The sequence below is a fragment of the Janibacter sp. A1S7 genome, assembly GCF_037198315.1.
GTDB classification, from domain to species: Bacteria; Actinomycetota; Actinomycetes; order Actinomycetales; family Dermatophilaceae; genus Janibacter; species Janibacter alittae.
Genome location: NZ_CP144913.1, coordinates 68,110 through 81,040 on the forward strand (window position 1 = coordinate 68,110; position 12,931 = coordinate 81,040).

Annotated in this window: 15 protein-coding genes; 6 read left to right on the plus strand and 9 right to left on the minus strand. The window is 72.1% G+C overall.

The window, feature by feature from the left end; translation table 11 throughout:
- Positions 1–179: 179 nt before the first annotated feature.
- From V1351_RS00345 to V1351_RS00355, 3 genes are read left to right on the plus strand one after another with little or no spacing between them, the layout of a single operon-like run.
- Positions 180–743 (plus strand): nucleotidyltransferase family protein, encoded by a 564-nt coding sequence (locus V1351_RS00345; protein ID WP_338749611.1) that lies wholly within the window; start codon positions 180–182, stop codon positions 741–743.
- Between the two features lie 28 nt (positions 744–771).
- Positions 772–1,614 (plus strand): SCO6745 family protein, encoded by an 843-nt coding sequence (locus V1351_RS00350; RefSeq protein ID WP_338749613.1) that lies wholly within the window; start codon positions 772–774, stop codon positions 1,612–1,614.
- Between the two features lie 33 nt (positions 1,615–1,647).
- Positions 1,648–3,174, plus strand: coding sequence for a DHA2 family efflux MFS transporter permease subunit (locus V1351_RS00355; protein WP_338749615.1), 1,527 nt, complete (start codon positions 1,648–1,650; stop codon positions 3,172–3,174).
- Positions 3,175–3,213: 39 nt separating this feature from the next.
- Here V1351_RS00355 and V1351_RS00360 read toward each other — a convergent pair whose 3' ends face one another.
- Together V1351_RS00360 and V1351_RS00365 are read right to left on the minus strand one after the other, a co-directional pair.
- Complete coding sequence (locus V1351_RS00360; protein ID WP_338749617.1) at positions 3,214–3,546, minus strand: MGMT family protein; 333 nt, start codon at positions 3,544–3,546, stop codon at positions 3,214–3,216.
- A gap of 3 nt (positions 3,547–3,549) precedes the next feature.
- On the minus strand, positions 3,550–4,209 hold the full coding sequence (locus V1351_RS00365; protein ID WP_338749619.1) for a peptidylprolyl isomerase: 660 nt from the start codon (positions 4,207–4,209) through the stop codon (positions 3,550–3,552).
- Positions 4,210–4,248: 39 nt separating this feature from the next.
- On the opposite strand from V1351_RS00365, the gene V1351_RS00370 reads away from it, so the two are divergent.
- Both V1351_RS00370 and V1351_RS00375 read left to right on the plus strand, forming a co-directional pair.
- Positions 4,249–5,169: an NAD(P)H-dependent flavin oxidoreductase gene (locus V1351_RS00370; RefSeq protein WP_338749621.1), complete on the plus strand. Its 921-nt coding sequence runs from the start codon at positions 4,249–4,251 to the stop codon at positions 5,167–5,169.
- Positions 5,170–5,257: 88 nt separating this feature from the next.
- Positions 5,258–6,745 carry a hypothetical protein gene (locus V1351_RS00375; RefSeq protein WP_338749623.1) on the plus strand — a complete coding sequence of 496 codons (1,488 nt, stop codon included), beginning with the start codon at positions 5,258–5,260 and terminating at the stop codon, positions 6,743–6,745.
- Positions 6,746–7,038: 293 nt separating this feature from the next.
- Here the strand turns inward: V1351_RS00375 and V1351_RS00380 are convergent, their stop codons facing one another.
- The 4 genes from V1351_RS00380 to V1351_RS00395 all read right to left on the minus strand — a co-directional run bounded on the left by V1351_RS00380 (position 7,039) and on the right by V1351_RS00395 (position 10,709).
- Positions 7,039–7,680, minus strand: coding sequence for an FMN reductase (locus V1351_RS00380; RefSeq protein ID WP_338749625.1), 642 nt, complete (start codon positions 7,678–7,680; stop codon positions 7,039–7,041).
- Entirely contained in the window at positions 7,677–8,846 is a 1,170-nt protein-coding gene (locus V1351_RS00385; protein ID WP_338749627.1) for a CE1758 family FMN-dependent luciferase-like monooxygenase, read from the minus strand. The genes V1351_RS00380 and V1351_RS00385 overlap by 4 nt, the downstream gene beginning before the upstream one ends.
- Before the next feature lie 65 nt (positions 8,847–8,911).
- Positions 8,912–9,751, minus strand: coding sequence for an SMP-30/gluconolactonase/LRE family protein (locus V1351_RS00390; protein ID WP_338749629.1), 840 nt, complete (start codon positions 9,749–9,751; stop codon positions 8,912–8,914).
- Between the two features lie 10 nt (positions 9,752–9,761).
- Positions 9,762–10,709 (minus strand): 5,10-methylenetetrahydrofolate reductase, encoded by a 948-nt coding sequence (locus V1351_RS00395; protein WP_338749631.1) that lies wholly within the window; start codon positions 10,707–10,709, stop codon positions 9,762–9,764.
- A 113-nt stretch (positions 10,710–10,822) separates the two neighbouring features.
- On the opposite strand from V1351_RS00395, the gene V1351_RS00400 reads away from it, so the two are divergent.
- Positions 10,823–11,581, plus strand: coding sequence for an SDR family NAD(P)-dependent oxidoreductase (locus V1351_RS00400; RefSeq protein WP_338749633.1), 759 nt, complete (start codon positions 10,823–10,825; stop codon positions 11,579–11,581).
- 160 nt (positions 11,582–11,741) lie between these two features.
- On the opposite strand, the gene V1351_RS00405 is transcribed toward V1351_RS00400, so the two are convergent.
- The 3 genes from V1351_RS00405 to V1351_RS00415 are packed head-to-tail and all read right to left on the minus strand — an operon-like array spanning position 11,742 to position 12,825.
- Positions 11,742–12,209 carry an aminoacyl-tRNA deacylase gene (locus tag V1351_RS00405; protein WP_338749635.1) on the minus strand — a complete coding sequence of 156 codons (468 nt, stop codon included), beginning with the start codon at positions 12,207–12,209 and terminating at the stop codon, positions 11,742–11,744.
- Positions 12,210–12,236: 27 nt separating this feature from the next.
- Positions 12,237–12,644 (minus strand): DUF2178 domain-containing protein, encoded by a 408-nt coding sequence (locus V1351_RS00410; protein WP_338749637.1) that lies wholly within the window; start codon positions 12,642–12,644, stop codon positions 12,237–12,239.
- The gene (locus V1351_RS00415; RefSeq protein ID WP_338749639.1) at positions 12,625–12,825 is read right to left on the minus strand and encodes a helix-turn-helix transcriptional regulator; all 201 of its coding nucleotides are present in this window, start codon (positions 12,823–12,825) and stop codon (positions 12,625–12,627) included. The genes V1351_RS00410 and V1351_RS00415 overlap by 20 nt, the downstream gene beginning before the upstream one ends.
- Positions 12,826–12,931 lie beyond the last annotated feature (106 nt).

Genomic DNA, 12,931 nt, shown 5'->3' on the forward strand with positions numbered 1-12,931 from the left:
CCGGCCATACGAACTCGAGCCTGCAGCACTTCGTTGAGTCAGCAGCAGTACGAGGTGCGGCCGGCCATACGAACTCGAGCCTGCAGCACTTCGTTGAGTCAGCAGCAGTACGAGGTGCGGCCAGCCATACGAACTCGGGCCTGCAGCACTTCGTTGGGGGGCGGCCTACGCTGGCGGGCATGGCGAACGTGAGCGGGCTGGTCCTCGCGGCGGGGGCCGGGCGCCGGATGGGGATGCCCAAGGCCCTCGTGACCGATCCCGACGGCACGCCCTGGCTGGCGCGGGCCGTCGGCGTGCTGCGCGACGGCGGGTGTGCCGACGTGACCGTCGTCCTCGGCGCCTGCGGTGGCCGCGCGGCCGGACTCGTCCCCGATGTGCCCCACCTGCTCTGCCCCGACTGGGACGAGGGGATCGGTGCCTCGCTCGCCCACGGCCTGCGCCACCTCACCGCCCGCCCGCAGGTCGACGCCGTGCTCGTGCACCTCGTCGACCTCCCCGACGTCACGGCGGACATCCCCCGTCGTCTGCTGGCGAAGGGGGCCGGTCGCGACGATCTGCGCCGGGCCGTCTACGACGGTGTCCCCGGGCATCCCGCCCTCCTCGGTCGCCACCACTGGGCGCCGCTGGTCGCCGAGCTCGCCGGAGACCGCGGCGCCAACGCCTACCTGCGGCGGCACGGCGCGTTGGAGGTCGAGTGCGGCGACCTGGCGTCCGGCCTGGACGTCGACTCCCCGCAGGTCTGAGGGTGGACGTGCACGGTAGACAGGGGACATGGATCCCCACGACGCAGGTCGCACCGCCCGGTCCCTCGAGACCCTCCACGCCTTCGGCTACTTCGCCCCCGAGGTGCAGGAGGAGCTCACCCAGCTCGGTCTGAGGAAGGGAAGGCAGTGCTACTTCACCTCCCGCTCGGCACCGATGGGCGCTCTCTCGTCGGGAACGGTGGCCGCGACCTTCTTCGTCTTCAATCCCTCCCTCGTGGCGCACCACATGAGTGACGTCTGGACACGGGTGTCGCCGCAGGAGGTCACAGCGGCCCGGTACCGCGGCATCTCCGCCGGGTGGCAGCGGCTCCTGCCGGACCTCGCGCCGGACGACCTCGCCGAAGCGGCCGAGCTGGCCCGCAGTGCGGCACGGGCCTGCTCGGTGGCCGGCCGCCCGCTCTCGGCCGCCCACGCGGACCTGCCCTGGCCGCAGGAGCCGCACCTCGTGCTCTTCCACGCCCTGACGATCCTGCGCGAGCACCGCGGTGACGGGCACGTCGCCGCCCTTCTCGGCGAGGGTCTCTCCGGCCTCGAGGCCCTGGTCACGCACACCGCCACCGGCCGCGGCTTCACCGTCTCCGCCGCCAAGGCGACGCGGGGCTGGAGCGACGACGAGTGGGACGCCGCGGTGACCGATCTCGTCGACCGGGGCGTGATGACGCCCGAAGGCGGCCTGACGGAGGCAGGGCGCGCCCTTCGTCGGGAGATCGAGGCGGCCACCGACCGGATGGCCAGCGACCCGTGGCAGGCCCTCGGCGAGGAGCGCGCCACCCGGCTTGCCGAGCTGGGTCGGCCGTGGGTGCGTCAGGCCCTGGCCAACGGCGCCTTCCCGGAGGGGGTCTTCGCCTGACGTCACCTGCGTCGGGGCGTAGCGTCGACCCCCATGACCGACAGCCCGGTGGCGCAGGCGCCCAGCACGCACGATCCCCTGCCCGAGAACCCGTGGCCGGCGCTGTGGGCGCTGGTCATCGGCTTCTTCATGATCCTCGTCGACGTCTCGATCGTCTCGATCGCGACACCGGCGCTGATGGAGTCCTTCGACGCGGGCATCGAGCCGGTGCTGTGGGTGACCAGTGCCTACCTGCTCGCCTACGCGGTGCCGCTGCTGATCACCGGACGCTTCGGTGACCGGTACGGTCCCAAGCGGATCTACCTCGTCGGCCTGACCATCTTCACCCTGGCCTCCCTCGCGTGCGGCCTCAGCCCGACGATCCACTGGCTCGTCGCCGCCCGCGTCGTGCAGGGTCTGGGTGCCTCGCTGATGACCCCGCAGACGATGGCCGTGATCACCCGGACCTTCCCTCCCGAGCGGAGGGGGTCGGCCATGGCCCTGTGGGGTGCCACCGCGGGGGTGGCCTTCCTCGTCGGGCCCCTGCTCGGCGGGCTGCTGCTGGATGCCTTCGGCTGGGAGTGGATCTTCTTCATCAACGTCCCCGTCGGGCTGATCGGCCTCGTGCTGGCGGTGCGGCTGGTGCCCTCGCTGCGCACGCATGCACACGCGATGGACTGGGTGGGGGTCGTGCTCTCCGCGGTCGGGCTCTTCCTCGTGATCTTCGGCCTGCAGGAGGGTGAGGGCCTTGACTGGGGACGGATCATCGGCCCGGTGACGGTCCCCGTGCTCATCGGTGCCGGGGTCCTGGTGCTCGTGGCCTTCGTCGGGTGGCAGGCGCGCGGACCGCAGGAGCCGCTCGTGCCGCTCGGCCTCTTCCGGGACCGCAACTTCTCGCTGGCCAACGTCGCCATCACGATGATGAGCCTCGCCGTCACCGCGATGATGTTCCCGCTGCTCGTCTGGCTGCAGACGGTGCGTGGCTTCTCGCCCACCGGGGCGGCATTGATCATCGCCCCCCAGGGCATCGCCGCGATCCTGCTGGCGCGCCGGGTCGGGCACCTCGTCGACCGGATCCACCCGCGGGTGCTGCCCACCATCGGGCTCGGCGGTTTCGCGGTCACCCTCTTCGTCCTCGCCGCGTTGATGACCCCGGACTCGCCGTTGTGGGCGGTCCTGGTCGCCGTCGCCTGCATCGGCATCACCGGGGCCTTCGTGTGGGGTCCGCTCGCGACGACCGCCAACCGCAACCTGCCGGTGCAGCAGGCCGGCGCCGGAGCCGGGGTCTACAACGCCACCCGCCAGGTCGGTGCCGTCATCGGGTCGGCGGCCATCGCGGCCGTGATGTCCGCCCGGATCGCCGCCCACATGGGGCCGGGCGCCGCCGAGCAGTTCACCGGTGGAGCAGAGGGTGCCGCAGCGAAGGGGGGTGGTGGCCTGCCACCACAGGTCGCAGAGTCCCTGTCGGCCGCCTTCGCGGAGTCGATGTTCCTGCCCGCAGGTGTCCTCGTCATCGGGGCCCTCGCCGCCCTCGCACTGGAGCAGATGCGCCACACCCGCCCGGTGCCGCCGCCGCGGTGATCCCGCGAGAGCGGTCGGGCGTTGGTGCAGCTACCCGGCTCACAGATCCGCGACCGCCGCGGCGTGCGCCCGCGCGAGCTCCTCGAGGTCGACGCGCTGCTCGGCGATCCGGCAACCGAGTCCGTTCGGCTTGATCGGGATCCCCTCGTCACGCCAGTGCTCGAAGGCCGCCTGCCGCTTGTGCTTCGGTGCATCACCCGAGGCGTTGACCACCCGCCACCAGGCGACAGTGCTGCCGTACTCGCGCAGGACCGTGCCGACGTGCCGCGGCCCCGTCCCGACGAGGGCGGCGATGTCGCCGTAGGAGATCACCCGCCCGGAGGGCACGAGCTCGACCGCCCGCAGCACCTTCTCCACCAGGACGTCGTCCACCGCTCACCCCTGACTGATCGTCACGCTCTCGATGGTGTGCACCGTGGCCGGTGAGCCCTCGCCCTCGGACCCGTCGGCCTCGATCGTCTCGACGACGTCCATCCCGTCGGTCACCGTGCCGAAGAGGCTGTACTTCGGTGGCAGCCCGACGCCCGCCTCGCCGGTGACGACGAAGAACTGCGACCCGTTGGTGTCGGCGCCGGAGTTGGCCATCGCGACGGACCCGACCTCGTACTGCCCCGCCTCGGGCAGCTCGTCGTCGAACTGGTAGCCCGGGCCGCCGCTGCCGTCTCCGGACGGGTCGCCGCCCTGGGCCATGAAGCCCTGGATGACCCGGTGGAAGGTCAGCCCGTCGTAGAAGCGGTACCGCGCCAGGACGACGAAGTTGTTGACCGTGCGCGGCGCCGTGTCCTCGAGCAGGTCGACCTCGATGTCGCCCACGTCCGTCGTCAGCGTGGCCGTGTAGTCCGTCGACTCGTCGATGCACATGGGGGGCGCCTGCTCGAACTGCGTGACCCGCTCGGCGCTCCCGTCGGCCGGAGGGCACTCGGTGGCGCCCGTGCTGCGACCACCGTTCACCTCGCCCTCCTGGTCTGCGGATCCGCCGCACCCGGCCAGAGCGAGCACGGCGGCAGCGAGGAGGGGAAGCACGCGAGGGGTCATGGGGCGAGTGTAGAAGGCACCCGGGCGCATCATGGGGGCATGAGCCCTCTCAGCGACACCCTCGGCATCGCCGCCCCGATCGTGCTGGCACCCATGGCCGGAGTCGCCGGCGGCCGTCTCGCCCACGCGGTCTCGAGCGCCGGTGGGCTCGGGATGATCGGCACCCGCGGCAGCTCCTCTCCCGACTGGATCCGTGAGCAGGCGGCGATCGCGGGAGAGGGGGGCACCCCCTTCGGCATCGGGCTGATGGCCTGGGTGCCGCACCTGCGCACCCAGATCGAGACGATCCTCGCCCTCGAGGACGAAGCCCGGCCGACGCTCGTGTCGGTCTCCTTCGGTGATCTCGCCGAGCCGGTCCGGGTGCTGCGCGAGGCCGGGCTGGCCGTGGCCTGCCAGGTCGGCAACGCCGCGGACGTCGCCGCGGCCGCCGCAGCCGGTGCGGACGTGGTCGTGGCCCGTGGGGGCGAAGGGGGCGGACACGGCCGGGACGAGATGGCCACCGACGAGATCCTCGCGCTCGCGCTCGAGTCGACGGACCGTCCGGTCCTCGCCGCCGGCGGCATCGCCGATGCGGCGGACGTCTCCCGGCTGATGGCCGCCGGGGCGTCCGGAGCCTGGTGCGGCACGGCCTTCCTCACCTGCCGCGAGGCGGACAGCCCGCACGCGGCGCGGTCCGCGATCGGGGCCTCGGCCTACACGAGGTACTCCCGGGTCCACGACGTCGCCCAGGGCTTGGCCTGGCCCCGGGAGTTCGGTGGCCGCTCGGTGGCGACCGACTTCGTCCTGGCGTGGGCCGGGCGCGAGGACGAGATGACCGACGAGGCCCGGGCCGAGCACGCTGCCGGCATGGAGCGGGGCGACGTCGACTACACGCCGCTCTACGCAGGCGTGGGCGTGGATCGGCTCGGCGCGCAGACCGACGCGGCCGAGGTGGTCTCGGCGCTGACCCCGCGCCCCTGACCGACGGTCCGCAGGAGCCTGGGCAGTTGCGCAGGAGGGGGTGGTGGCGGACTTGATCCGGTGTGAGCGTCGCCACAAGGATGGGGCCATGAGCGACGAGACCTCCGCCGGTGTCCATTTCCCGGCCGACGAGCAGGGGCGCCGGTCGACCACCTCGACGACGCGGGGAGTCCTCGCGGACGCGGTGCGTGGCGTCGACGCGGCCCTGGCCGAGCGGATCGACGGCTCCCGCGAGTGGCGCAGGGACTACGTCGACCTCGTGCACGCGGTGACCGCCGCCAGCGCCGGGTCGGCCGACCGGGCCGCGCGCATCGCCACCGACGGGCTGGCCTCGATGCGCCGCCGGATGGTGCTCGTCGACGACTCCGGCGCGCAGGCTCCGCTCGACGAGGCGACGCCGACCGTGCCCGCTGGTGCGGCCCCCTTCGGCACCGAGTCCGTGCGCGGTACGGCCGAGCCGGAGACGACCCTGCGGGTCCCGCTCGACGGGCGGGTGCTCGAGGGCGAGGAGTTGCGCGGACAGCTCGCGTCGTGGGTGGACCGGCAGCTCGTCGAACCCTCCTTCGCCACCGCCGTCGGCGAGGTCATCGACCACCCGGAGTGGCTCATGCTGCCGGGCAGACGGGTGCTGCTCGTCGGGGCCGGCGCCGAGATGGGCCCGCTCGAGACGCTGCTGTCCTGGGGCGCCGACGTGATGGCGATCGACCTGCCGCGCAGTCGCGCCTGGCGCCACAAGAAGGGCCTGGCGACCCGTGGCGCGGGCACCCTGACCTTCCCGATCGACGCGTCCGGCGACTCCGGCGCCGATGTCATCCACCAGCCGGGACAGGTGCTCGAGTGGATCCGCCGCGTGCGTGGCGACGACCCCCTGGCCGTGGGGATGCACGCCTACGCCGACTCCGGGGTGCACGTGCGCGTCAGCGCCGCGATGGACCTGCTCATGGACGAGCTGACCGCCGACGACGCCGAGACCGCGCTGGGGTGGCTGGCCACCCCGACGGATGCCTTCGTGGTCCCGCCCGAGGTCGTCGCCGCCGCCCGCGAGCGCTGGGCCGCGCGGGGCGTCGCCCTCAAGTCCGCACAGGCGCCGGCCCGGGCCCTGGGACGGGGGAAGCTCTTCGCCCCCGCCTACCGGGACGCCCACGCGGGACAGCCGGGCATCGCCGACGTGCTCGTGCCCCAGCAGGGCCCCAACTACGCGATCGCCAAGCGGCTGCAGCGCTGGCGCGGGGTCGCCGCCGAGGGCGCGGGGCAACGGGTCTCCTTCAACGTCGCGCCGGCCACGTGGACCCGCTCGGTGACCAAGAACCCGGTGCTCGGCGCCGCGTACGGCGGGGCGCACCACTTCGGGGTGGAGGTCTTCCGCCCGGAGACGGTCCGCCCGCTCATGGCGGCACTGCTCGTGCGCGACCTCGTCCGGGACGCGCCGGTGCGCTCGCACCCCGAGGAGCTCTTCAGCGAGGCCGCGGCCCACGGAGGGCTCTGGCGCGTGGGCTACGAGCCGAAGACGGCACTCGGGGTCGCGGCGGCAGCGGGGCTGCCGGGATCGCTCGGTCGGCGGTTGCGGCGGCACTGACTGTGGCCGGCCGATGTCATCGTGCACTCATACGCGCGGGAGGACGTCGACACCGGCGATGTGTCGGACCCGCCACCCCAGGGTCGATGGCGGGTCCGACTGCGAACGACGACGACGTAGGAGGAAACAGGAAAACCTTCGTCGCGTGCTCTGCGGGGAAGTCTGCCTCGATCGGCTGGGATCAGCCTGAGCGTCGTCTGCGGGTCCACTCAACGGCCTGACCCGCCGGGACACGGCCGCCCCGATCACCACTGCTGCGGACGCGACCTGCTCCCCGATGCCGACCGATCGCCTCAGCCGCCGTCGTGTCCCCGCAGCAGCTCGGCGAAGTCGGTGACCGGCGCGTCGGGCTCCACACCCTCCTCGCCGGTGCCGGCCAGACCGGCCACACCGGTGCGCTCGGCGACCACGAGGGTGGCCAGCTCACCAGCGGCCCGGTGCACGCGGCGCTCGAGGTCGACGTCCCCGCCGAAGTCCTCGGTCGCGGCGAACACCGCGGTCGGCACGACGACGGCCCGCAGGTAGCTGAAGAGCGGACGCATCGCGTACTCGAGGACCAGGCTGTGCCGGGACGTGCCCGCCGTGGCCGCGACGAGCACCGGCTTGCCGGTCAGCGAGTCCTTGTCGAGGAGGTCGACGAAGGTCTTGAACAGACCGGAGTAGCTCGCGGTGAAGACCGGTGTGACGGCGATGATCCCGTCCGCAGCAGCGATCTTCCGCTTCGCGTCGACCATCCCGGGTGTGGGCCGGTTGCCCGAGACCATCGTCTGGGCCATCTCGACGGCGAGCTCGCGCAGCTCGATCGTCTCCACCTGCGCCGACTCGCCCCGTCCGCCGACCGCTGCGCGGGAGGCGTCGGCGAGCTGGTCGGCGAGCAGGCGGGTGCTGGAGGGCTGGGACAGCCCGGCACTGATGACCAGGATGCGGCGACTCATCGGGCGCTCACCTTCTCTTGCTCGCGGGCGGCCTTCTCCTCCTCGCGGGCGATGGCGACCGGGGAGGAGACGACCTGACGGTGCGGGCCGTCGGGGCCCTGGGCAGCCAGCGACGCGTGAGTCGGCGGCTCGCTCGGCACGTGCTCGGGACGACGACGCTCGAACTCCCTGCGCAGCACCGGCACGACCTGCGTGCCGAGGATCTCGACCTGCTCGAGGGCCATCTCGAGGGGCAGGCCGGCGTGGTCCATGAGGAAGAGCTGGCGCTGGTAGTCACCGACGGAGTCGGCGAAGGACAGCGTGCGGTCGATGACCATCTCCGGGGTGCCGACGGTCAACGGGGTCTGCGCGGTGAAGTCCTCGAGCGACGGTCCGTGCCCGTAGACCGGTGCGTTGTCGAAGTAGGGCCGGAAGATGCGCTTGGCCTCGGCCTCGCTCCCGGCCATGAAGGCCTGCCCACCGAGCCCGACGATGGCCTGGTCGGCGGCGCCGTGACCGTAGTGCTCGAAGCGCCGGCGGTACATGTTCACCATCTGCGAGGTGTGCTCGATGTTCCAGAAGATGTTGTTGTGGAAGAACCCGTCGCCGTAGAACGCGGCCTGCTCGGCGATCTCCGTGGAGCGGATCGAGCCGTGCCACACGAAGGGCGGGGTGTCGTCCAGCGGGCAGGGCGTGGTCGTGAAGCCCTGCAGGGGCGTGCGGAACTGGCCCTTCCAGTTCACGTTCTTCTCGCGCCACAGGCGCCGCAGGAGGTGGTAGTTCTCGATGGCCAGCGGGATGCCCTGACGGATGTCCTTGCCGAACCACGGGTAGACCGGGCCGGTGTTGCCGCGGCCCATCATCAGGTCGACGCGACCGTCCGAGAGGTGCTGCAGGAACGAGTAGTCCTCGGCAATGCGCACCGGGTCGGTCGTGGTGATCAGGGTGGTCGCGGTCGAGAGCTTCAGCCGCTGCGTCTGCGCGGCGATGTACGCCAGGTGCGTGGTCGGCGCGGACGGCACGAAGGGTGGGTTGTGGTGCTCGCCGGTGGCGAAGACGTCGAGCCCGACCTCCTCGGCCTTGAGTGCGAGCTGCGTCATGGCGGAGATGCGCTCGCCCTCGCTCGGCGTGCGGCCGGTGGTGGGGTCCATCGTCACGTCACCGATGGAGAAGATTCCGAACTGCACTGCGTCCTCCACTGCTTGATTGAATCGTCAACTAGTCTAACAGAGGAGGCATCGGATGCATTCCCTCACCCCGCGAAGGGGGTCACCGCCTTCCCCGGCACCCCCGGCCGCGCGAGGAAGAGCGCGCCGGCAGCAGGGTCCTCACCCTCGGTGAGCCCCTCGCGGGAGGTCGTGATGTAGAGGTCCGCCAGGTCCGCGCCGCCGAAGGTGCACGCCGTCACCTGCCGCGCGCCGACCTCCACCACCGCGTCGCGGGTCCCGTCCGGCGACCACCGTTCGACCCGGCTGCCGCCGAAGATCGCCGTCCACACTCCCCCTTCGGCATCGACGGTGAGGCCGTCGGGGAAGCCGTCGACGTCGGCGAAGGCCCGTCCTCGCGCCAGCCCGTCCTCCGCCGACCAGTCGAAGACCGTGATCCGGCCCGTCGGGGTGTCGTTGTAGTAGGCGCGGGTCCCGTCGGGTGAGAAGTCGATGCCGTTGGAGACCGTCACCGAGTCGAGTGCGGTCTCCACCGCACCGTCGGGACGCACGCGGTAGAGGTGGGCGGCGCCCGTCGTCTGGTCGTAGGCCATCGAGCCGACGTAGAGGCTGCCGTCGGGTGCGACGCCTCCCTCGTTCATCCGGACCGCATCCGTGGTCCACATCGGGCGAAGGGGGTCGACCCGCCAGTCCTCGTCCGCGAGGGCCACCCCGCGCTCGACCGCGATGACGGCTCCACCGGCCGCCCGGGGGCGGACCATCGCCGCGACGTCCCCGACCGGTACGCGGTCGATCCTGCCGCTCGCGTCCAGCGCCAGCACGTCGCCGGCGAGCATGTCCACCCAGCGCAGGCCACCCCACCCCGGCCACCAGCACGGTCCCTCGGCGTGGTGGGCGATGGCATCGGTGAGGCGTTCGGCCCGCATGGACCCGAGGCTAGTCCCGCTCGAGCAGCTCCGCGATCTCGTGGGTGAGGGCCACGGCCGCCTCGATCTCGACCCTGCGGCTGGAGACGGACTCGACGTTGAAGCCGAAGGGGATGCCCAGGTACCGGCAGAAGTCGGCGAGCTCACGGGCGGCGCCCAGGGCCTGCTGGCGGGACCAGTCGAGCGGGTCCTCGGTGTGCAGGATCTCGTTGCGCACCCACTGCGGGACCTCGACGCCGAGCCACTCGAGGAAGGACAGCGTCTTCGCCGAGCCGCACAGCGACAGGCTGAAGACGAGTGGTGCGGCGTCGATGTGGCTGTCGTGGGCGGCGTAGCGGTAGTCGGAGGCGAGGTTCTTGGCGGCGCCGATGTCGTAGACGATCTGGCTGATGAAGAACTGCGAGCCTCCGCGTTGCTTGCGCAGCAGCCGCTCGTGCTCGTCACCGCGCCCGATGTGACGCTCCGGGATCGTCACCCCACCCAGGGGCAGCCCCGGTCGGGTCTCGTGGTGGATCTGCACGGCCTGCGAGAGGGTCGTGCGGGCCGGGGCGTCGCTGCTGGAGGACCCGACGAAGACCGTCATGACGTTGTCGGGAGCCGACTGCAGCCAGCCCCGCAGCTCATCCGGGTCGTACTTGCCGACGTAGCGGTAGACGACGGCCGGCTTGTCCCAGCCGGTCAGGCCGTCGCACAGGTACGTCGCCGGATCGAGCATCTCGACGAAGGGGAAGGGGCGTGGCTGCGGGTTGCGGTCGGTCTCGTCGGTGATGTCGTAGATGACCAGTGCGTCGATCGGCAGTGCGTCGACGCGGGCCAGGGTCCGCTCGGCGATCTCGGTGATGCGCTCGGGCGTGGTGTCGGCACGCGGGGGAGTCAGACCGAAGAGCAGGACCTCCCGGGGGTTGCGGGCCGGTGCGGGGAAGGCGGCCGGGGCGAGGGCGGGCGTCTGGTCCTGCATGGGGGCACGTTAACCCCCGCACCGACGCCCACGTCGTGCCGTCTCGCGACCGGTGGCCGGGTCATGGTTAGGCTCACACCAGAAGGCACCGCACCAACACGAGGAGCACGGACATGCAGGTCAAGGACACCGCCGCCATCGTCACCGGAGGCGCCTCCGGGCTGGGCGCGGCCACCGCAGCGGCGCTCGCGGAGCAGGGGGCGAGGGTCTTCGCCTTCGACCTGGCGGACTCCATCGCCACGGCGCCCGCCGTCGACGGCGTGCAGTACGTCGAGGTGGACGTGACCGACCAGGCGCAGGTCCGCCAGGGGGTGGCCACCGCAGCAGGTGCCGGCCTCCCCCTTCGCACGGTCGTCAACTGCGCCGGCATCGGCCCGTCGATGCGCGTCCTGGGCCGCAAGGGCCCGCACGACCTCGACCTCTACGCCAAGGTCGTCCAGATCAACCTCGTCGGCTCCTTCAACGTGCTCACCCTCGCGGCGGACGCGATGGCCGGGACCGAGCCGCTCGAGGACAACGCGCGGGGTGTCATCATCAACACCGCCTCGATCGCGGGGTACGAGGGGCAGATCGGCCAGGCGGCCTATGCCTCGAGCAAGGCCGGCATCATCGGGCTGACCCTGCCCGCGGCGCGCGATCTGGCCCAGCACGGCATCCGGGTGCTCACGATCGCGCCGGGCATCGTCGAGACCCCGATGCTCGCGACGGTCTCCGAGGAGTTCCGCGAGGGCCTGGCCAAGGGCGTGCCCTTCCCGCAGCGCCTGGCCCGCCCGGACGAGTACGCCCAGCTCGCGCTCTCGCTCGTCGACCACGACTACCTCAACGGTGAGGTCGTGCGGATGGACGGCGCCCTGCGCATGGCGCCCCGCTGATCTGCGCGCCCGTCCCCCGGTCCCTCCCCCTCCCTGGCCCCTCCCCCTCCCTGGCCCCTCCCCCTACGAAGTGCTGCAGGCCGCATCTCGTTGACCCAGCAGCAGCACGTACTGCGGCTGGGTCAACGAAACCGAGCCAGCAGCACTTCGTAGGGGCGGATCAGGCGGGGTCGGTGACGTCGGCGACCTGCGCGCCCAGGTGGGCGATGGCGGCGTCGGCGTCGAGGGTGGCCGCCACCCCGTGGGCGCCCGCGCCGATGGAGACCGTCCGGCCCACCATCGTCTCGTCCGCGATGACCGGTAGCGTCGTCAGCGAGCCGAAGGGGGTGATCGTGCCCCTCTCGTATCCGGTCACCTCCCGGGCGACGTCCTTGTCCGGCAACGAGATCCGGTTGACGCCGAGGAGCGTGCGCAGCTTCGGCCAGGAGATCGCCCGGTCACCGGGCACGAGGACGAAGAGGTGGTCGTCCTCGCCCCTGCGCACGACGAGGGTCTTGATGATGTCGGCCGGCTCGACCCCGCGGGCGGCCGCGGCCTCCTCGAGGGAGCCGACCTTCCCGTGCCGGGTGATCGTGTGCTCGATGCCGCTGTCGGTCAGGGCCTTCGCCGCCCGGGTGCCACCGTCCATGGCCCGAGCCTACGGCCCGCCGCGGCGTCACCCGCGGACCGAGTGCCAGATGATGCCGGCGATGAAGGCCACCCCGCCGAGGGCGGCCAGCCCCGCGAAGACCTCGGTGTACTCGGACCGGGTCGCCAGGCTGACGAAGAAGCCGCCGAGGATGGCGATGACCAGGACGTTCGCCGTGAACGCGAGCGCGCGCTGGCCGATGTCCTGCTGGCGCTCATCGGTGACGGCGCCGCCGAGCAGGGCGAGCGCCTCGAGGCGGCGGCGCCCCACGAAGAGCACGGCGCCGTAGGCGAGCATGATCAGCAGGCCGATGACGCCGAATCGGGTCTGGTCGGTGGCGACGCCGATCGCCAGGTAGACCAGGCCCATCACCACGCAGACCGTCAGGACCCCGGCGATGCCGGATGCACGGTGCTCACGTGACTGATTCGTCATGGAAGATCTCCTCGACTGTCGCGTTGAAGTGTCGGGCGATGCGCAGCGCCAGGCCCAGGGAGGGGTCGTACCGGCCCCGCTCGATCGCGATCACGGTCTGGCGCGAGACGCCCAGCGCGGCTGCGAGCTGGGCCTGGGTGTCTCCCGCTCGCCTCCGCAGCTGCTGGACGGTGTTCTGCACAATGTCAAGGGTGCTTGACGTCGGTCGTCCATGTCAAGGGACCTTGACGTGGGCGGCGGGGTGCGGGCGCAGACATCGCGAGTCCGGACGTCGGCATGCCGACGTC

Bases quoted from the DNA above. Each gene is read 5' to 3' on its own strand.
- V1351_RS00345 (WP_338749611.1), top strand. From the start codon at position 180: ATGGCGAACGTGAGCGGGCTGGTCCTCGCGGCGGGGGCCGGGCGCCGG.
- V1351_RS00350 (WP_338749613.1), top strand. From the start codon at position 772: ATGGATCCCCACGACGCAGGTCGCACCGCCCGGTCCCTCGAGACCCTC.
- V1351_RS00355 (WP_338749615.1), top strand. From the start codon at position 1,648: ATGACCGACAGCCCGGTGGCGCAGGCGCCCAGCACGCACGATCCCCTG.
- V1351_RS00365 (WP_338749619.1), bottom strand. From the start codon at position 4,209: ATGACCCCTCGCGTGCTTCCCCTCCTCGCTGCCGCCGTGCTCGCTCTG.
- V1351_RS00370 (WP_338749621.1), top strand. From the start codon at position 4,249: ATGAGCCCTCTCAGCGACACCCTCGGCATCGCCGCCCCGATCGTGCTG.
- V1351_RS00375 (WP_338749623.1), top strand. From the start codon at position 5,258: ATGAGCGACGAGACCTCCGCCGGTGTCCATTTCCCGGCCGACGAGCAG.
- V1351_RS00380 (WP_338749625.1), bottom strand. From the start codon at position 7,680: ATGAGTCGCCGCATCCTGGTCATCAGTGCCGGGCTGTCCCAGCCCTCC.
- V1351_RS00390 (WP_338749629.1), bottom strand. From the start codon at position 9,751: ATGCGGGCCGAACGCCTCACCGATGCCATCGCCCACCACGCCGAGGGA.
- V1351_RS00395 (WP_338749631.1), bottom strand. From the start codon at position 10,709: ATGCAGGACCAGACGCCCGCCCTCGCCCCGGCCGCCTTCCCCGCACCG.
- V1351_RS00400 (WP_338749633.1), top strand. From the start codon at position 10,823: ATGCAGGTCAAGGACACCGCCGCCATCGTCACCGGAGGCGCCTCCGGG.
- V1351_RS00405 (WP_338749635.1), bottom strand. From the start codon at position 12,209: ATGGACGGTGGCACCCGGGCGGCGAAGGCCCTGACCGACAGCGGCATC.
- V1351_RS00410 (WP_338749637.1), bottom strand. From the start codon at position 12,644: ATGACGAATCAGTCACGTGAGCACCGTGCATCCGGCATCGCCGGGGTC.